The organism is Methylomonas sp. AM2-LC (assembly GCF_039904985.1).
Lineage (GTDB): Bacteria > Pseudomonadota > Gammaproteobacteria > Methylococcales > Methylomonadaceae > Methylomonas.
The window spans coordinates 4,601,567-4,617,677 of the sequence record NZ_CP157005.1 but is presented as its reverse complement, the minus strand read 5'-3'; the positions used below and the strand labels follow the sequence as shown (position 1 = coordinate 4,617,677).

Sequence of the window (16,111 nt, the reverse complement as noted above, 5' to 3'; positions counted from 1 at the left end):
ATGGCGTGTCTGTCTTCTAAGCAACTGTTTAAGAGTTATAACAAACGCAATGTTGTAGATGGTGTAAGTTTACAGGTTAATACGGGGGAAGTGGTTGGTTTACTGGGGCCTAATGGTGCAGGTAAAACCACCAGTTTTTATATGCTGGTTGGGTTAGTACGCGCGGATAGTGGCGATATTTTTCTTGATGAACTGTGCATTACGCACCATCCAATGCATAGACGTGCAAGGCTAGGAATAGGCTATCTGGCTCAAGAAGCTTCGGTTTTTAGAAAGCTCAGTGTTGCTGATAATTTACGTGCCGTATTACAAGTTCGGGATGATTTAACAAATGGACAGATTGAGTTGATAATTGATGAATTATTGACCGAGTTTGGTATCGTGCATTTGCGCAATCAGATAGCCTTGGGGCTGTCGGGTGGTGAACGGCGGCGCGTTGAAATTGCACGTGCCTTAGCGAGTGATCCACAATTTATTTTACTGGATGAGCCGTTTGCAGGCGTTGATCCTATCTCAGTACTGGATTTACAAAAAATTATCGCGCACTTAAAACAGCGAGGTATCGGTATACTAATCACCGAACATAAAGTTAGGGAAACGCTGGAAATATGTGATCGTGCCTATATCCTTAATGGTGGTAAAGTGATCGCCGAAGGACAATCGCAGCAGCTTGTCGATAACGAAGAAGTGCGCCGGGTATATCTGGGTGACAAGTTTAGTTTATAGGTTAAAGCCATAATGAAACAATCCCTGCAATTACGAATCGGTCAAAGTCTGACCATGACACCACAGTTGCAACAAGCTATTAAGTTGTTGCAAATGTCTACTTTGGATCTACAACAGGAAATTCAGCAGGCTCTTGAGTCAAATATAATGCTGGAGTTAGACGAGGATGAAACGCAAAATCTCGATTTTCGCGAGAAAAAAATCGATAATAGCGATCAGCAGACCAGTGAAGGTTCACTTACGGATATGCCAGATGAATTGCCGGTTGATGTGAGCTGGGACGATGTGTATGAAAGCTCTTTACCCGTTAGCGATGATGCCGGCGACAGCGGCGAATTTGAAACTTTTCGTGGAAACGCCGAAACTGTGCGTGATCATCTGCGTTGGCAGATGGAAATGCTACCTATGTCTGAGCGTGATTATGCAATAGCTGTTGCTATTATTGATGCGGTTAATGATGATGGCTATGTAACAAGTGATTTAGCAGACATATTACAAGGTTTGCTGGAGCAGATTGAAGATGTCGAAATGGATGAAGTGCAAGCCGTTTTACATATGATTCAGAATTTCGACCCCGTTGGCGTGGCTGCACTTGATTTGGCGGATTGTTTACGCTTGCAGTTGCAACAATTACCCGACAGCACTTTATTTAAGGCTGAAGCCATCGATTTTGTACGTCGACATCTGGATTTGCTTGCAAGCTGCGATCAGATTCGATTGTTGAAACGTGTTGGTTTAACCGAGGAGCAACTTAAAGGTGTATTGGCCTTAATTCGAACCTTGGACCCTAAGCCCGGTGCAAGATTGCAGCAGGACGATGTTGAATACGTGGTACCTGATGTGTTTGTTAGTAAGATTAAAGATCAATGGGTGGTGAGTTTAAATCCTGATATCGCACCTAAATTACGTGTAAATCCTTTTTATTTTGGAATGATAAAACGGGCCGATAGTAGTCAAGATAATGTCAGCATGAAAAATCATTTACAGGAAGCTCGATGGTTTATCAAAAGTTTGCATAGTCGTAATGATACCTTGCTTAGAGTGGCAAAGAGTATTGTTGAAAAACAAGGTGAATTCTTCGAACATGGAGCCATAGCTATGCGCCCCATGGTGTTAAGAGATATTGCTGAGGAGTTGGAGCTGCACGAATCAACCATCTCCCGGGTTACCACGCAAAAATATATGCATACTCCGCGTGGAGTGATCGAATTTAAGTATTTTTTCTCCAGTCATGTCAGTACTGATGGAGGAGGTGAGTGTTCTGCAACGGCTATTAGAGCACTTATAAAAGAGTTGGTCGGCAGTGAGAATCCGGCCAAACCTTTAAGCGATAGTAAAATATCCGACTTATTGAATGAGAAAGGCATCAATGTTGCTCGCCGCACCATTGCAAAATACCGCGAGGCAATGTCGATTCCTTCTACTAGCCAACGGAAAAGGCATATTTAATCCAATCTGGAAGCAGAATTTTTAAACAGGAGTATTCCATGCAAGTTAGTATCACAGGACATCATGTAGATGTGACCGATTCATTAAAAGCACATGTCGAAGACAAATTTACCAAATTAAAACGCCATTTCGATAATGTAGTCGATGTGCATGTCATTTTGACCGTTGAGAAGCTGGAACAGAAAGCTGAAGCCACAGTGCAAATCAGTGGTGCAAAATTGTTTGCTGATGATGTTCAGGAAGATATGTACGTTGCGATTGATAATATGGTCGATAAACTTGACAGACAAGTTGTCAAATTTAAAGAAAAAAACCAAAATCATCGTTAATTAGGAGTTAAGTGATGCAGGTTGATACAATTCTTCCTGCATCCTATCAGTTATGAAATTGGTTATCGTCAGTGGTTTGTCCGGTTCTGGTAAAAGTATTGCTATTGATACTTTGGAGGATTGTGGTTATTACTGCATTGACAATTTGCCGGTGGCATTGTTGGAAGATTTCATTAATCATATCGTATTGGAAGATTCTGAAACCTATCACAAAACTGCAATCGGAATTGACGCCAGAAACCGTACCAAAAAGTTGGCAGAATTTCCAAGATGTTTGGAATTTATACGAGGTAAAGGCATAGAATGTGAAGTTATCTATATGGAGGCTGAGGAAAGTATTATTCTTAAGCGCTATAGCGAAACTCGTCGCCGACACCCGTTGAGCACAGAAAGTCTGCCGCTTAGAGAAGCTCTGGAGTTTGAACGAGAGTTATTAAGACCTGTTGCTGAACGTGCAGATATTGTTATTGATACCAGTTTTACACATTACCATCAATTGCGGGAATTGTTAAAATGTAGTTTAGGTGAGCGAGATAGGGCTTCATTGTCTATTTTATTCCAATCATTTGGATTCAAATATGGTATCCCTCTCGATGCAGACTTTGTGTTTGATGCACGTTGTTTACCCAATCCGTTTTGGGCTTCGGAATTAAGAGGTCTGAATGGAAAAGACCCTCAGGTGGTAGAGTTTTTAAACAATGAGACTATCGTTAACGAGTTTTTGCAAGATGTTTGCAGTTTTATTGCGCGTTGGGCTCCACGTTTTGAAGCGGATAATCGTAGTTATTTAACAATCGCCATCGGCTGTACCGGTGGGCAACATCGTTCAGTTTTTTTGGTTGAGGCCTTGAGTCAATATTTTAAAGATAATATACCAAATGTCATTGTTCGGCATCGCGAGCTGCGTTAACCATGCGTAGATTAATTTTTTAAATTTCATCAGCTGTTAAGCTGCAATTGCAGTAACGCCAGTGTTTTTTTATTTGGAAAATGATAGTATCTGTTCTGGAAAACAGCTGATTTTATAAACCCATGTCAATCGGTACCGAATCTTTGCCAATGCTAGCTTTAGAATTTAAAAGCTCTACGTTAACAGTGCCAGTTCTGCTGTTAGCTAATAATGATCTGGTAACTATTGATCAGCAATTACAAAATAAAGTTGCTCAAGCCCCTGAGTTTTTTAAAAACTCACCATTACTGATAGATTTTCAAAAGTTGACGGCTCAAAGTCTTCCTATTACCCTTAGCGAAGTGATTGATATTGTCCGGCAGCATGGATTTATGCCTATAGGCATTCGTGGTGGAAGTGAACAACAAAATACCGAAGCTCTGGCGATGAATTTACCAGTACATAATTTGGTAGGGCAAAAAACGGAACAGACCGAAAAAAAAATAGAAAAGAATTTATCGACACCCGGTATTGAAAATTCGACTGCACAAAGTCAGTCAATAGAGAATAAATTAATTACCCATCCGGTGCGTTCTGGGCAGCGGGTTTATGCCAAAGGCGACCTGATTGTTACGGCAACCGTCAGTGCTGGAGCAGAAATCATGGCTGAAGGCAATATTCATGTCTATGGTTCTTTGCGTGGACGGGCTTTAGCTGGCGTACTTGGAGACGAAAACAGCCGGATATTTTGTTCTGATTTACAGGCAGAATTAATTTCAATTGCTGGAACTTACCAGTTACGCGATGATTTAAGCGCTTATGCGCCGCATAAACCGGTACAAATCAGCTTAGAAAATCAAAAGCTGATTATCAAAGACATTTAAGCTTTTTCTTGGAGAAACAACATTGGCCAGAATAATCGTAGTAACATCAGGCAAAGGCGGAGTGGGGAAAACCACGACTAGCGCGGCAATCGCGATGGGTTTGGCTAAGCGTGGACATAAAACCGCTGTCATCGATTTTGATGTTGGGTTACGTAATCTTGATTTAATTATGGGATGTGAGCGTCGGGTAGTTTATGATTTAGTGAATGTTATTAATAACGAAGCAACCCTGAATCAGGCGCTGATCAAAGATAAGCGTTGTGATCAGCTTTTCATACTTCCGGCCTCACAGACCCGCGATAAAGATGCCTTAACTACTGAGGGTGTTGGTAAAGTTTTGGAGGAGCTTTCTAAAGATTTTAAATATATTGTTTGCGATTCTCCTGCAGGTATAGAACGTGGTGCTACACTTGCTATGTATTTTGCTGATGATGCATTTGTGGTGACTAATCCTGAAGTTTCGTCTGTTCGAGATTCTGATCGAATGTTGGGAATCTTATCCAGCAAGTCTCGTCGGGCAGAAAAGGGTGAGGAACCCATTAAAGAATATCTATTACTATCCCGTTATGCTCCTGATCGGGTTAAGTTGGGTGAAATGTTGAGCGTTGAAGACGTTCAGGAAATTCTATCTTTACATTTGTTAGGTGTTATACCGGAATCAAAATCGGTGCTGAATGCCTCTAACTCAGGAACACCAGTCATTTTGGATGAACAATCTGATGCTGGTCAAGCGTATACAGATATTGTGGCCCGCTACTTGGGAGAAAACAGACCGCATCGTTTTATTGATGAAGAAAAAAAGGGTTTATTTAGTAAGCTGTTCGGGAGGTAACAAATGAGTCTCTTGGATTATTTTAGATCGTCGAAACCTAATACCGCTTCTTTGGCTAAAGAGCGTTTGCAAATTTTGGTTGCCCATGAACGATCATCCCGTAATAAGCCATCCTATTTGCCGAAATTGCAACAGGAATTACTGGAAGTCATACGTAAATATGTTAATGTTGAACAGGATGCAATTACGGTTAATTTTGAACAAGACGGTAACCAGGAAACCTTAGAGCTGAATATCGTATTGCCTGATGGACGTTGATTACGTGTAATTGATGAATATCTGGCACCCAGCCAATTAAGCATGAAAATCCGATTTTTTTACCTAAATGTGAGGAGTTGAAATGATAGATGTTATTGGTGATGCTGCTGGAAAAATCTGGCATTTTTTAAACGAACATGGTGAAGCGAGTGTTAATAAAGTAACCGTTGAAACCGAACTTAACAAAAATGATGTACAGCGTGCTATTGGTTGGTTGGCGAAAGAAGGTAAATTGCATATTGAAGTGAAAGGTCGTGTCGAAACCCTTTCACTAAAATAACTCTTTTCCCTTGCGTCTTTAGCCTAAGGTCGGCTGGCGCTAATCTTGGCTTTGCCTGTTTTGATTTGATTAGTGGGCCGACTTTAGGGCTTTTCTAGATACTGACGAGTAATTGAAAGGCCTCGAAAGCTAACTGTAGGTTTTGGGGCATAATTTATGCGCCTTTAAAAAAATTCCATTATGCACAGAATGACTGTGCATGTAACCCTCAAAAATCCGATTATTAAGATTGGAGTATTTATCTCGCAATGAAAGCCAAAATAGCCACTTTTCTTACCCTTGTGTTTCTGGTTGCTGTTAACTTGGGCGTTTGGTCCTATGTGAACAATCCCCTACAACTGCCATCTTGGAATAAAACTATGATGGGGCTAACATTTAACCCTATGCGTAGAGATTCTAATCCGCAAAAAGGCATTTATCCAACTAAAGAACAAATTGCCGAAGATGTACAGCTTTTAGTGGGAAAAGCGCATTCGATCAGAACCTATACTTCCTTGGAAGGCATGGAAATAGTGCCAGAATTGGCAGCAAAATATGGCGAACATTTAGCCATGGGGGCTTGGAATGATTATGAGAAAAATGAAGAAACTACCGATGAAAAAGAATTAGAAAATCGTAAAAGAATTCATGAGAAAAATCGCGAAGAATTAGAAAGTCTGATTGCATTGGCCAATCAATATCCAAAAGCGATTGTTAGAACCTTAGTAGGTAATGAAAGTATTTTAAGAGTCAGAAATGCGGCGGGAGCAAATGAAGTCGAAGCTAATGCCAAAGGAGAGGCGCAGGTTCAACAAATTATTGAATCTATCCGCGAAGTAAAAAAACGTACATGGAAACCCGTTAGTACCTCAGAAACTTGGAAAATTTGGCTAACCTATCCACAATTGGGTAACGAAGCCGACTATATTGCTGCGCATATTTTGCCTTATTGGGAAGGTATTCCTGTCGACAAAGCGGTTGATTATGTTTTTGAGCGTTATCACGAATTACAGCAAACTTTTCCTGGTAAACAGATAGTGCTGACTGAGGTGGGTTGGCCATCTGATGGTAAGCCTTATGCACAAGCAATACCGTCTTTAGAAAATCAGGCCAGATTTTTACGCGAATTTCTTAATCGAGCCACAGAAGAAAATCTGGTTTACTACGTGGTGGAAGCGTTTGATCAACCTTGGAAAATTGATATTGAAGGTAGTTCCGGTGCTTATTGGGGATTGTTTAATGCTGACAGACAGCCAAAGTTTCCAATGGAAGGCGATGTGTTGGCCAACCCAACCTGGCGGAATTGGGCTACAGGAGCGGCCATATTAAGTATTATTTTAATGGCAGCTTTCTTGTTTACGCGGAAAAGTTTGAAGCTGGCGGGTAAGTTCTTTTTCGGTATCGTCGTCAATTTGGCTGCATCGGTCTTATTTTGGTCGGCTTCCATTGTTGCGGCACGTTATCAAACCTCGTTTTCAGTGGTATTCTGGGCAATTTTGTTAATCATGCAGATGATGGCTATTCTGGTGTTACTGACAGAAAGTCTAGAGATTGCAGAAGTGTTATGGCATAAAAAGGGGCGGCGTAGCTTTAAGCCATTAACCCCGCCAGACGATTTTAGATATCCTAAAGTATCAGTGCATTTGCCTATACATAATGAGCCACCGGAAATGGTGCGTCGAACTCTCAATGCTTTGGCAAAAGTTGATTATCCAAATCTGGAAGTTTTGGTCATGGATAACAACACTAAAGACCCCAATGTTTGGCAACCAGTACAACAGGATTGTGATCGTCTTGGTCCTATGTTTCGCTTTTTTCATCTGGATAATTGGCCGGGCTACAAGGCGGGAGCTATTAACTATGCTTTAACCAATACTGCCAGCGATGCAGAAATTATTGCTGTGATCGATAGTGATTATATTTTGTCACCCGATTGGTTAAAGTCAATGGTACCGTTTTTTGATCAGGAAAACGTTGGCTTTGTGCAATCGCCGCAAGATTATCGAGATTTACATCTTGGCACTTTTAAAGAGATCTGCTATTGGGAATATGCTGGATTTTTCAATATAGGTATGGTTCAGCGTAACGAATACAACGCAATCATTCAGCATGGCACCATGACCATGGTTAGAAAATCAGCATTTGATAAAGTTGGTGCCTGGAGCGAATGGTGTATCTGCGAAGATAGTGAATTAGGTTTGCGGCTTTACGAAGCAGGCTATGACTCGGTTTACTGCAAAGAATCTTTCGGTCGTGGATTGATGCCGGATACCTTTTCTGGTTATATGACGCAACGTTTTCGCTGGGTTTATGGTGCAATGCAGATTATAAAACATCATTGGCGGCATTTTTTACCGAATAAAAACTCTTCGCTCACTTCAGCGCAGCGTTATTATTTTGTGGCTGGCTGGTTGCCCTGGTTTTCAGACGCCTTAGCTTTAATCTTTACGATGGCCAGTTTGATATTAACCGCCATGTTGCTGCAAAATCCAGAGCAAAGTGAATTACCGGTAAATGCTTTTCTACTGCCTACCATAGGTTTGTTTGGATTTAAGGTGTTACGCGGTTTATGGTTATATAAAGCGCGAGTTGCCTGTTCATTGTTCCAGTCTTTGGGTGCTGCTCTAGCGGGGTTGTCTTTAACGCATACTGTTGCGCGTGGCACTTTGCAAGGCTTATTCACGTCAGGAAAGCCATTCATGCGCACACCAAAATATGAACAGCAAGGCCCTTTAGTTGCGGGTTTATTGATAATCTGGCAAGAATTATTGTTGTTAAGTTTATTAATTGCCGGCATAGTCGCTATGCGTGCCGAGCCACATTTTGATAATTTGAGTGGTCAGTTGTGGGTGGCAGTTTTAGCCGTACAGTCAGTGCCTTATATTGCAACATTCTTAACCATATTAATCAGTGTTGCTCCTAATTATTTGCCAGATAGAAAGCAAACTGCTGATGAAGTCGATGAGGTATGAAAGTAGGGCGTATTCCTCTTTTTTTCGACTGTAGAAGAACGCCTCAATTTGGTAAAAATATTTAATCTTAAGGTTTCTATAGTGACATTAAATTAGGCCATTTAGCTCAGATGTTCGCTGTGTAGAGTCCTGGATTTTTAAATCATTTTGTGCCCCCTCTTACCAGAAATAAGAGGGGGTATGTTAATTAAATATTATTTACTTTGCGTCTCGCGGCAAGATGGTGGGAAGAATAGCTCTCGTGATTGTCTAGCCCAACAATTTCACATTTACCTCCACCCAGATTATATTCATGAGCATAATGGTCGATAAACTCCATGACGGTGTGATCGATTAATTCAGCCTCGGTCAAATCAAAATAGATAGTTTTGTGCTCAGGAAAGTCAGATAGCAAACTTTTAATAGCAATGTAGTTTGAAAATACTGCCGCACCACTTACTTTAATACGATAAGTATCGGCATCAGTTTGATCGATATGATAAGCCAGTGAGAAAATGTTGTTAATTTTAAGTCCACGGCTCAGGTGTATCAATAGTTCGACAATAATACCTATACCCACACCGATCAACAAGTCTGTGGCAAGCACGCCGATGATAGTGGCAATAAACACGATAAAGTTATCGACACCAATATGCCAAGTATGTGCAAATTCCTTAGGTGACGCAAGGCGAAAACCGGTGAACACCAGTAATGCGGCCAATGAAGTTAATGGAATTTGGTTAATTAACGCAGGAAATAATGCTACAAAAATCAGTAGAAACGCACCGTGAAAAAAGTTAGCCCAGCCAGTTTTAGCACCATTGTTAATGTTGGCGGAGCTCCGCACGATTTCAGCAATCATAGGTAAGCCACCGATTAAACCGGATAGCAGATTACCCACCCCGACAGCTGTTAAATCACGATTCAAATTCGAGTTGCGTTTGTATGGGTCAAGTTTATCAACTGCGGAGGCACTTAATAAGCTTTCCAGACTACCTACCAGCCAGATGGTGATGACTTGTTTCCAAAACTCAAACTCGCCAATTTTAGAAAAATCAGGCAAAGAAAAGCCATCGGTAAAGTTTTCCGGCACAGCGACCAGAAATTTTGCCTGTGTAGCCAGCATATGACCTAAGCCCAAACCAATCAGTACTACCAATAAAGGTGCTGGAATCATTTTTAGGTTTTTGCTTTGGATAAAAGTCCAGCTAATCAGTAAAACCAAGCCTGTGCCACCAATCAACGCAATTTCAGGCGCTAGATTGAATAAGGAATGAGGTACCTCAGCAATGATTCCTAGCAGGCTTTTGGCTGCTGGTTTTACGCCCAACAAAGTATGAATTTGCTTGGCCATAATAATAATGCCAATGGCGGCCAGCATACCATGTACTACGGATGAGGGAAAAAAAGCGCTAAGCTTACCGGCTTTATTAATCCCCATCAAAATTTGAAAAATACTCGCGATAACAATAGCTGCCAGTGTTAAATGATAACCGGCTATGGCATCTCCGTGTCCTAAGTCCTGCACGGAATCGAGAATAACAACAATCAAGCCTGCGGCGGGACCGTTAATGGTTACAAATGAACCGCTTATTCTAGAGACTACTAAGCCACCGATGATGGCGGTAATAATACCTGCCATGGGAGGGAAACCAGAGGCAATGGAAATACCTAAACACAGCGGGAGTGCGATTAAAAATACCAAAAAACCGGATAGTAGATCACTACGCCAGTTTTCGATAAGTCCGGGTATACCAGTTTGCGGTAAGGTGGTTGGAGATGAAGTTGACATAGATTCTCTCTTTAAACGACTAAAAATTAAAAAATTAGCAAAATAGATGCTGATTTTTTGTTAAAAGAACTTATAAAAAATAGCATAAATTTGAATGTTGAACTGTTTTAATATTACGTTAAAGTTGTACAGATTTTTAGCCTAGGTATAAAGTGGTTTATATGCACCGCGTTGCTGGTTTATATAAACCATGAAACTCGGATGGTAGCTCGATCTACATAGATGGCAGTACTGAGTCACAAATGTGTTTAGGTTCGATAGAGAATTAAGGGGGATCTTATTTTAGGGGTAGTGATCTGATTTTAAAATTAATTTTCTGAGAATGTTGGACTATAAAACACCTCAGTTAGAAAATGTGTCAATTGTGTAGTTATAAATGGTATGAATTATGCTTTATTTAGAGATTGACTAGTGTGGATAGTAAGTCTATTTTGTCAGGCTATGAATTAAATACAACGAAATGAGCAGTAAAACTATAAAGCAAGATTACCATCAACCAGCTACCGGTTTTAATTTGGATTCCTGTATTGAACATTTGGCTCATTGGTTACCTACTCAGGGACCGATAAAAGATTTTATTCATCATAATACCTTACATGCTTTTCAACACTTATCCTTTCACGAAGCCTTGTCAGTTGCGGGTAAACTATTTGGTGCTTGTAGTTATTTGCCATTGGACGATTACCAACGATTGTATAAGGAAGGCAGAATAAAAGAGTACGCACTGGATTGGGCGTTGGCGCAAACTGGTTGTTCAGAACTACAGCAAAAACAGATACGCGTTAAGTTGTTTGAGTCGGATAAACATAGTCATTTTCCCCCCGTTTCTCTTGCAAATCATGGTATTCGTAATGCCTTACGTACCAAACTTGAAATTGATTTGAATGCATTAGTGCATCCTATTATATTTCGTTTACTTTCCAGTTTTCTCGATCAGGGCATTAGTCGTTGGACACTACCGAAACACGGTGAGAGTTTTTGGGACTGTGTGTTAAGACTGACGAAAAATAGTTTTATACCTTTATATCCCTTTGATGAACCTGCCGTAAGGGTATTACTGGATAAAAATCCAGATGAAATAATCACTATTTGCTTGCAAAAATTAGTAGGTTCAGAAAAGTTGTACGAACAATATTTGCTGGAAGTATTACTTGCTCACCCTGGTTGGTCAGGTATGGTGAGAATTGTAGAAGAAACACCGCAATGCTTGTTAATACCCAGAAAAATTTCTTTGAAAGAATTGTTGGCCGTCGAGCTACTTTGTGAACTGGCGATTATTATCAGTAAAAAAGGCCAAAATTTTGCGGCAATCTCTAAATTAACGAATTTACAATCTATTCCTTTGCTGACAGGGGATGTGTTGCAACCAAAAGTACCTTTACGCATGAGGGTTTGGCATGATGCGATGGAGTGGGCTTTACATAGTGAGTTATTAATTGCGCTAAAAAACCAACCCATACCTTCGCTGGGTGAAGAACTGGCAAGTAAATCTCCTCCTGAGGTGCAAGCGTTCTTTTGTATTGATGATCGAGAATGCTCAATACGTCGTTATTTAGAAGAATACAATCCCAGCATCGAAACGTTTGGTGCGGCGGGTTTTTTTGGTATCGATTTTTATTATCAGGGATTGGATGATGCTTATCCGGTTGCGCAATGCCCAGTGGTCATAACTCCCAAGCATTTGGTAAAAGCTGTACCTGTTCAGCAATCGGTTGAACCAAAAGGTAATGCTATTGATGGGTTTGGCAAAATGCATTTTAGTAGCCACTCTATGTTTCGAGGCTGGATCTATACTCAAACCTTGGGGCTGGGGTATGCGGTAAAAATGGCGTGGAATGTGTTTCGACCCACTTCAAAATTACCAGGCATTAAAACGTTAAGTGAAGTAGAGGCACACAGTCACTTGCATTTACTTCGAGAAACAGACGAGCCCACTCCCGATGGACATTTTCTTGGCTTTTCGCTATCAGAAATGGCGGATCGCATTGGCAGTTTGTTACGTAATATTGGGCTGACGAATAATTTTGCACCCCTGGTTGTCGTCATTGCACATGGTTCCAGTAGTGTTAATAATCCGCACTTTGCAGCTTATGATTGCGGGGCTTGCTCGGGTAAGTCTGGTGCTCCAAATGCTCGAGCTTTTGCCTGGATGGCGAATAATCAGGGAGTAAGAGATATTTTATATGGACGCGGCATTGAAATTCCGGATAGTACCCGATTTGTAGCGGCCTTACATAATACCAGTCGTGACGAAATCAGCTATTTCGATTTGGAAGCTAATGATGAGTCAACTATTTCGGGCTTTTCGTCTTTCAAGCTAGCTATGCAAGAAGCCTTAAAACGTAATGCCCACGAACGGTGTCGCTGGTTTGAATTGGGTCCACAATCGGGTCTGCAGGAAGAGTCGCACGACCACGTTAAATCCCGAGCGTCTTCCATTTTTGAGCCACGGCCTGAATACAATCATTCCAATAATTTATACTGCATAGTGGGTCGCCGCGCTTTAACCCGTGGGCTTTTCATGGATAGACGAGCTTTTCTGCATTCCTACGATCCTGCCAGCGATCCCACCGGTGATTCGTTAGTTAAAATTATGTCTGCTATTTTTCCGGTCTGTGGTGGTATTAATCTGGAATACTTGTTTTGCCGGATAGATAATTCTGTCTATGGTGCAGGTACTAAATTACCTCATAATGTAATTGGGTTGCTTGGTGTTGCCAATGGCGTTGAAGGTGATTTACGTACAGGGCTACCGCAACAAATGGTCGAAGTACATGAGCCTGCGCGATTATTGATCGTGATTGATCAAACGCGTGACATTATCGATCAGAGCTTAGCTAAATTAGGTGATTTGAATACGTGGACGGAAAACGAATGGGTGCGGATGGTGGCATGTGAGCCGGGTAGTCGTGATTTATATCACTACTCCAAACAGGGCTGGCAAAGCATAGAGTTTCCTGCTGATATAGATGTGCCAGTAGCCACTTGCTCAGAAAGCATTATTACTTTACGCAATAAAACCATACCGGTGCATCAATTTTCAGGGGAACTTTCATGAAGCAATTATTGCTGGCATGCATACTGTTGCCGTTGATTAGTTTGGTCGCTATTTTTTTAAGTGATGGTAGCGAGAAAAAAATTGCCACCATTAGTTTTTGGTTTAGCCACGCAATGGGCGTGAGTATAGTGTCTTTATTGGGCATATGGAGCTTGTCTGGTTTTTCAAGTTTTGAATATCAGTGGTTTACACTGTACGAACAAGATGGGTATAGTTTTCCAGTGCTTTTTTATCTGGATAAGGTGAGCGCTTCCTATTTATTTTGTATTTGGTCGATTTTTGCAATTATCGTCAAATATTGCCGGGTTTATTTGCATCGTGAACAAGGCTATAAACGATTTTTTCAAACTATTTTTGCTTTTGCATTCGGCTTAAATATGATCGTTTTATCTGGCAACATTGAAATGTTGTTTGCCGGCTGGGAAGTGGTGGGGATTGCCTCGTTTTTGTTGATCGCTTTTTATCGTCATCGGCCACAACCCGTGCGTAATGCACTCCGAGCTTATACCATCTATCGTTTTTGCGATGTGGGTTTATTGTTAGCTGCTTGGATGAGTCATTTACTCTTTCATGAAAATCGTAATTTTATAGATTTTGCCGGTTTGTTTGCTAATCCAGATGTCCCTCCTGCAGGTTATCTGGCTATTACCTTTTTTTCCTGGTTGATTATTCTAGCTGCTTCGGGCAAATCTGCTCAGTTTCCGTTTAGTTTTTGGTTGCCAAGAGCGATGGAAGGGCCAACGCCTTCCAGCGCAATATTCTATGGTGCTTTATCCATACATCTGGGAGTGTTTTTATTGTTACGCACCATGCCGATATGGAGCTACCAATTTATGCCTCGTTTTATGATTTTTACCATCGGTTTATTGACGGTATTTGTTGCTACACTGGCAGAAAAAACCCAGTCTAATATTAAAGGACAAGTTGCATACGCTTCAATCACTCAGGTGGGGTTTATGTTTATGGAGTTATCGTTTGGTCTGGAAACCATCGTATTGCTACACTTTATGGGTAATGCCTTTTTACGTTGTTATCAATTACTGGTTTCGCCTTCAATTGTCGCGCATTTACTCAGAGTGGAGGGCTCGACAGATGCTGAATTTGATATTAAATCAGTATCTTATATGAGTTTTATGCCGCTTTCATTACAAAAAACATTGCCAGATGTTATACAAAATACTCTCTATGTTTTTGCCTTACAGGAAGGTAATCTGGAACGTTTAGTGCTGAGAATTTTGTGGATACCGCTGAAAAAATTAGGTTCTAATATTAACGGACTCGATTTAAAGCTAAAAGCAGGTGCTGGTTTGGTATTGCTGATTTTGATCTTGCTGTTTTACGACGAAGATGGAATGGGTAATCCTTTTCTGTCTTTTCTGGTTTCTATTGCTATGATTATGAGTGCTCTAAGTGCCTTTAGCCAAAAGCATAATCCAATATTGGTATGGAATAGTGTGGCCTTGAGCAGTGTACTGGCTGGAGTGGCTGTTTGGTTAATGAATTCGTCTGTTTGGTTAGATATTGTCTTGTTTTTATCCGGAATTATTCCGGCTTGGTTGTTGGGGTTATGGACATTGCTCAAAATGTTGAAGCATGAAAATTTTGCGGAAACCCCGTTTGTGTTTCGAGCAATGGCAGAAACCAGACCTAAACTTTCTATGTTATTGTTTTTAAGTTTTTTGGGATTAGTTGGTTTTCCAATCACTCCTGCCTTTTTGGGCGAAGATTTATTATTATCCCACGGTAGTGATCTGCAAACATGGTTTGCGTTGCCTATTACCATAACCTTTGTATTGAATGGAATAGCTGTAGCTAGAGTGTTTTTGCGCTTATGTATGGGGAGACCAACTGAAATTTCTTATATTGATGAGCATAGGTAATTTGGTTTTTAAGGAGGTAAAGTTTTTTAATGTCTTGCCATAAGAATTAATAGTTTCATTATTTTTCCAGATAACCCATAAGCTTCAGCACATGTAAACATAGGGTTGGTCGACCATTCAGATTTTGCTATAGAGCTTTTCTGCAAAGGACGCCGTAAAGACATCTTCTAGTATGGCATTAGCCATACGCATGTGGTGTCTGCGGGTTAGGGTATGTTGAAACCGTTGGCGATTGCCGTGATTGATGCCTTGATTATTTCGGTCGCCAATCAACGTTTGTTGCATAAAGTCAGTAACCCTTGTAATAAAGCCAATGGCGTAGGTGGACAGCCAGCAATGGTAAAATCCACAGGAATAACATTATGTACAGCGCCACAGCTGGCATAAGAGATTCCAAATTCCCCCCCACAAACTCCGCAATCACCAACTGCCACCACCCATTTTGGAGACGGTGTGGCTTCATACGTGCGGCGGAGAGCGGCTTCCATGTGTCTAGAAACCGGGCCTGTTACCAGCAATACATCGGCATGACGAGGTGATGCAACGAAATGTATGCCAAAGCGTTCAACATCGTAATAAACATTGTTTAGTGCATGAATTTCCAACTCACAACCGTTGCAGGACCCTGCATCTACCTGACGAATGGCTAAGCTGCCACGAAAATGTTTGTCCACCACCGTTTTTAATGACAAACCAATTTCTTCTATCGTTGTATCGTGTTGTTCTGTTGAGGGTAGTTGTTTGGCTACTTTCTCGGTTAAAACACCTGTTTTAAAAATTTTATAATAAAGTTGCAGCATGAAT

At 41.0% G+C, this 16,111-nt stretch carries 14 protein-coding genes; 11 read left to right on the top strand and 3 right to left on the bottom strand.

Annotated elements, in window-relative coordinates; genetic code table 11:
* The 9 genes from lptB to ABH008_RS20610 all read left to right on the top strand — a co-directional run bounded on the left by lptB (position 1) and on the right by ABH008_RS20610 (position 8,598).
* Positions 1–726, top strand: a complete 726-nt coding sequence (gene lptB / locus ABH008_RS20650; RefSeq protein ID WP_347987492.1) for an LPS export ABC transporter ATP-binding protein — start codon at positions 1–3, stop codon at positions 724–726.
* A 12-nt stretch (positions 727–738) separates the two neighbouring features.
* Positions 739–2,175, top strand: coding sequence for an RNA polymerase factor sigma-54 (locus tag ABH008_RS20645; protein WP_347987491.1), 1,437 nt, complete (start codon positions 739–741; stop codon positions 2,173–2,175).
* A gap of 38 nt (positions 2,176–2,213) precedes the next feature.
* The gene (gene raiA, locus ABH008_RS20640) at positions 2,214–2,504 is read left to right on the top strand and encodes a ribosome-associated translation inhibitor RaiA (protein ID WP_347987490.1); all 291 of its coding nucleotides are present in this window, start codon (positions 2,214–2,216) and stop codon (positions 2,502–2,504) included.
* 52 nt (positions 2,505–2,556) lie between these two features.
* Positions 2,557–3,414, top strand: a complete 858-nt coding sequence (gene rapZ, locus ABH008_RS20635; RefSeq protein ID WP_347987489.1) for an RNase adapter RapZ — start codon at positions 2,557–2,559, stop codon at positions 3,412–3,414.
* 122 nt (positions 3,415–3,536) lie between these two features.
* Positions 3,537–4,277 (top strand): septum site-determining protein MinC, encoded by a 741-nt coding sequence (gene minC, locus ABH008_RS20630; RefSeq protein WP_347987488.1) that lies wholly within the window; start codon positions 3,537–3,539, stop codon positions 4,275–4,277.
* Between the two features lie 22 nt (positions 4,278–4,299).
* Positions 4,300–5,109: a septum site-determining protein MinD gene (minD, locus tag ABH008_RS20625; RefSeq protein WP_347987487.1), complete on the top strand. Its 810-nt coding sequence runs from the start codon at positions 4,300–4,302 to the stop codon at positions 5,107–5,109.
* Between the two features lie 3 nt (positions 5,110–5,112).
* Positions 5,113–5,367 carry a cell division topological specificity factor MinE gene (gene minE / locus ABH008_RS20620; protein WP_347987486.1) on the top strand — a complete coding sequence of 85 codons (255 nt, stop codon included), beginning with the start codon at positions 5,113–5,115 and terminating at the stop codon, positions 5,365–5,367.
* An 82-nt stretch (positions 5,368–5,449) separates the two neighbouring features.
* Positions 5,450–5,647 carry a winged helix-turn-helix domain-containing protein gene (locus ABH008_RS20615; RefSeq protein WP_347987485.1) on the top strand — a complete coding sequence of 66 codons (198 nt, stop codon included), beginning with the start codon at positions 5,450–5,452 and terminating at the stop codon, positions 5,645–5,647.
* Between the two features lie 248 nt (positions 5,648–5,895).
* Positions 5,896–8,598, top strand: coding sequence for a glycosyltransferase (locus ABH008_RS20610; RefSeq protein ID WP_347987484.1), 2,703 nt, complete (start codon positions 5,896–5,898; stop codon positions 8,596–8,598).
* Between the two features lie 187 nt (positions 8,599–8,785).
* On the opposite strand, the gene ABH008_RS20605 is transcribed toward ABH008_RS20610, so the two are convergent.
* Positions 8,786–10,369 carry a SulP family inorganic anion transporter gene (locus ABH008_RS20605; RefSeq protein ID WP_347987483.1) on the bottom strand — a complete coding sequence of 528 codons (1,584 nt, stop codon included), beginning with the start codon at positions 10,367–10,369 and terminating at the stop codon, positions 8,786–8,788.
* Between the two features lie 460 nt (positions 10,370–10,829).
* Between ABH008_RS20605 and ABH008_RS20600 the strand changes: the two genes are divergently transcribed.
* Together ABH008_RS20600 and ABH008_RS20595 are read left to right on the top strand one after the other, a co-directional pair.
* Positions 10,830–13,427, top strand: a complete 2,598-nt coding sequence (locus ABH008_RS20600; protein ID WP_347987482.1) for a DUF2309 domain-containing protein — start codon at positions 10,830–10,832, stop codon at positions 13,425–13,427.
* Positions 13,424–15,307, top strand: a complete 1,884-nt coding sequence (locus ABH008_RS20595) for a proton-conducting transporter membrane subunit (protein ID WP_347987481.1) — start codon at positions 13,424–13,426, stop codon at positions 15,305–15,307. The genes ABH008_RS20600 and ABH008_RS20595 overlap by 4 nt, the downstream gene beginning before the upstream one ends.
* Positions 15,308–15,424: 117 nt before the next feature.
* On the opposite strand, the gene ABH008_RS20590 is transcribed toward ABH008_RS20595, so the two are convergent.
* Both ABH008_RS20590 and nuoB read right to left on the bottom strand, forming a co-directional pair.
* Entirely contained in the window at positions 15,425–15,592 is a 168-nt protein-coding gene (locus tag ABH008_RS20590) for a hypothetical protein (RefSeq protein ID WP_347987480.1), read from the bottom strand.
* Positions 15,577–16,107, bottom strand: a complete 531-nt coding sequence (gene nuoB / locus ABH008_RS20585) for an NADH-quinone oxidoreductase subunit NuoB (protein WP_347987479.1) — start codon at positions 16,105–16,107, stop codon at positions 15,577–15,579. The genes ABH008_RS20590 and nuoB overlap by 16 nt, the downstream gene beginning before the upstream one ends.
* Positions 16,108–16,111: the final 4 nt, after the last annotated feature.

Coding starts and splice junctions, on each gene's coding strand:
- ABH008_RS20595 (WP_347987481.1), top strand. CDS start 13,424: ATGAAGCAATTATTGCTGGCATGCATACTGTTGCCGTTGATTAGTTTG.
- ABH008_RS20590 (WP_347987480.1), bottom strand. CDS start 15,592: ATGCAACAAACGTTGATTGGCGACCGAAATAATCAAGGCATCAATCAC.
- minE (WP_347987486.1), top strand. CDS start 5,113: ATGAGTCTCTTGGATTATTTTAGATCGTCGAAACCTAATACCGCTTCT.
- ABH008_RS20615 (WP_347987485.1), top strand. CDS start 5,450: ATGATAGATGTTATTGGTGATGCTGCTGGAAAAATCTGGCATTTTTTA.
- rapZ (WP_347987489.1), top strand. CDS start 2,557: ATGAAATTGGTTATCGTCAGTGGTTTGTCCGGTTCTGGTAAAAGTATT.
- ABH008_RS20645 (WP_347987491.1), top strand. CDS start 739: ATGAAACAATCCCTGCAATTACGAATCGGTCAAAGTCTGACCATGACA.
- nuoB (WP_347987479.1), bottom strand. CDS start 16,107: ATGCTGCAACTTTATTATAAAATTTTTAAAACAGGTGTTTTAACCGAG.
- minC (WP_347987488.1), top strand. CDS start 3,537: ATGTCAATCGGTACCGAATCTTTGCCAATGCTAGCTTTAGAATTTAAA.
- ABH008_RS20610 (WP_347987484.1), top strand. CDS start 5,896: ATGAAAGCCAAAATAGCCACTTTTCTTACCCTTGTGTTTCTGGTTGCT.
- lptB (WP_347987492.1), top strand. CDS start 1: ATGGCGTGTCTGTCTTCTAAGCAACTGTTTAAGAGTTATAACAAACGC.
- ABH008_RS20605 (WP_347987483.1), bottom strand. CDS start 10,369: ATGTCAACTTCATCTCCAACCACCTTACCGCAAACTGGTATACCCGGA.
- raiA (WP_347987490.1), top strand. CDS start 2,214: ATGCAAGTTAGTATCACAGGACATCATGTAGATGTGACCGATTCATTA.
- ABH008_RS20600 (WP_347987482.1), top strand. CDS start 10,830: ATGAGCAGTAAAACTATAAAGCAAGATTACCATCAACCAGCTACCGGT.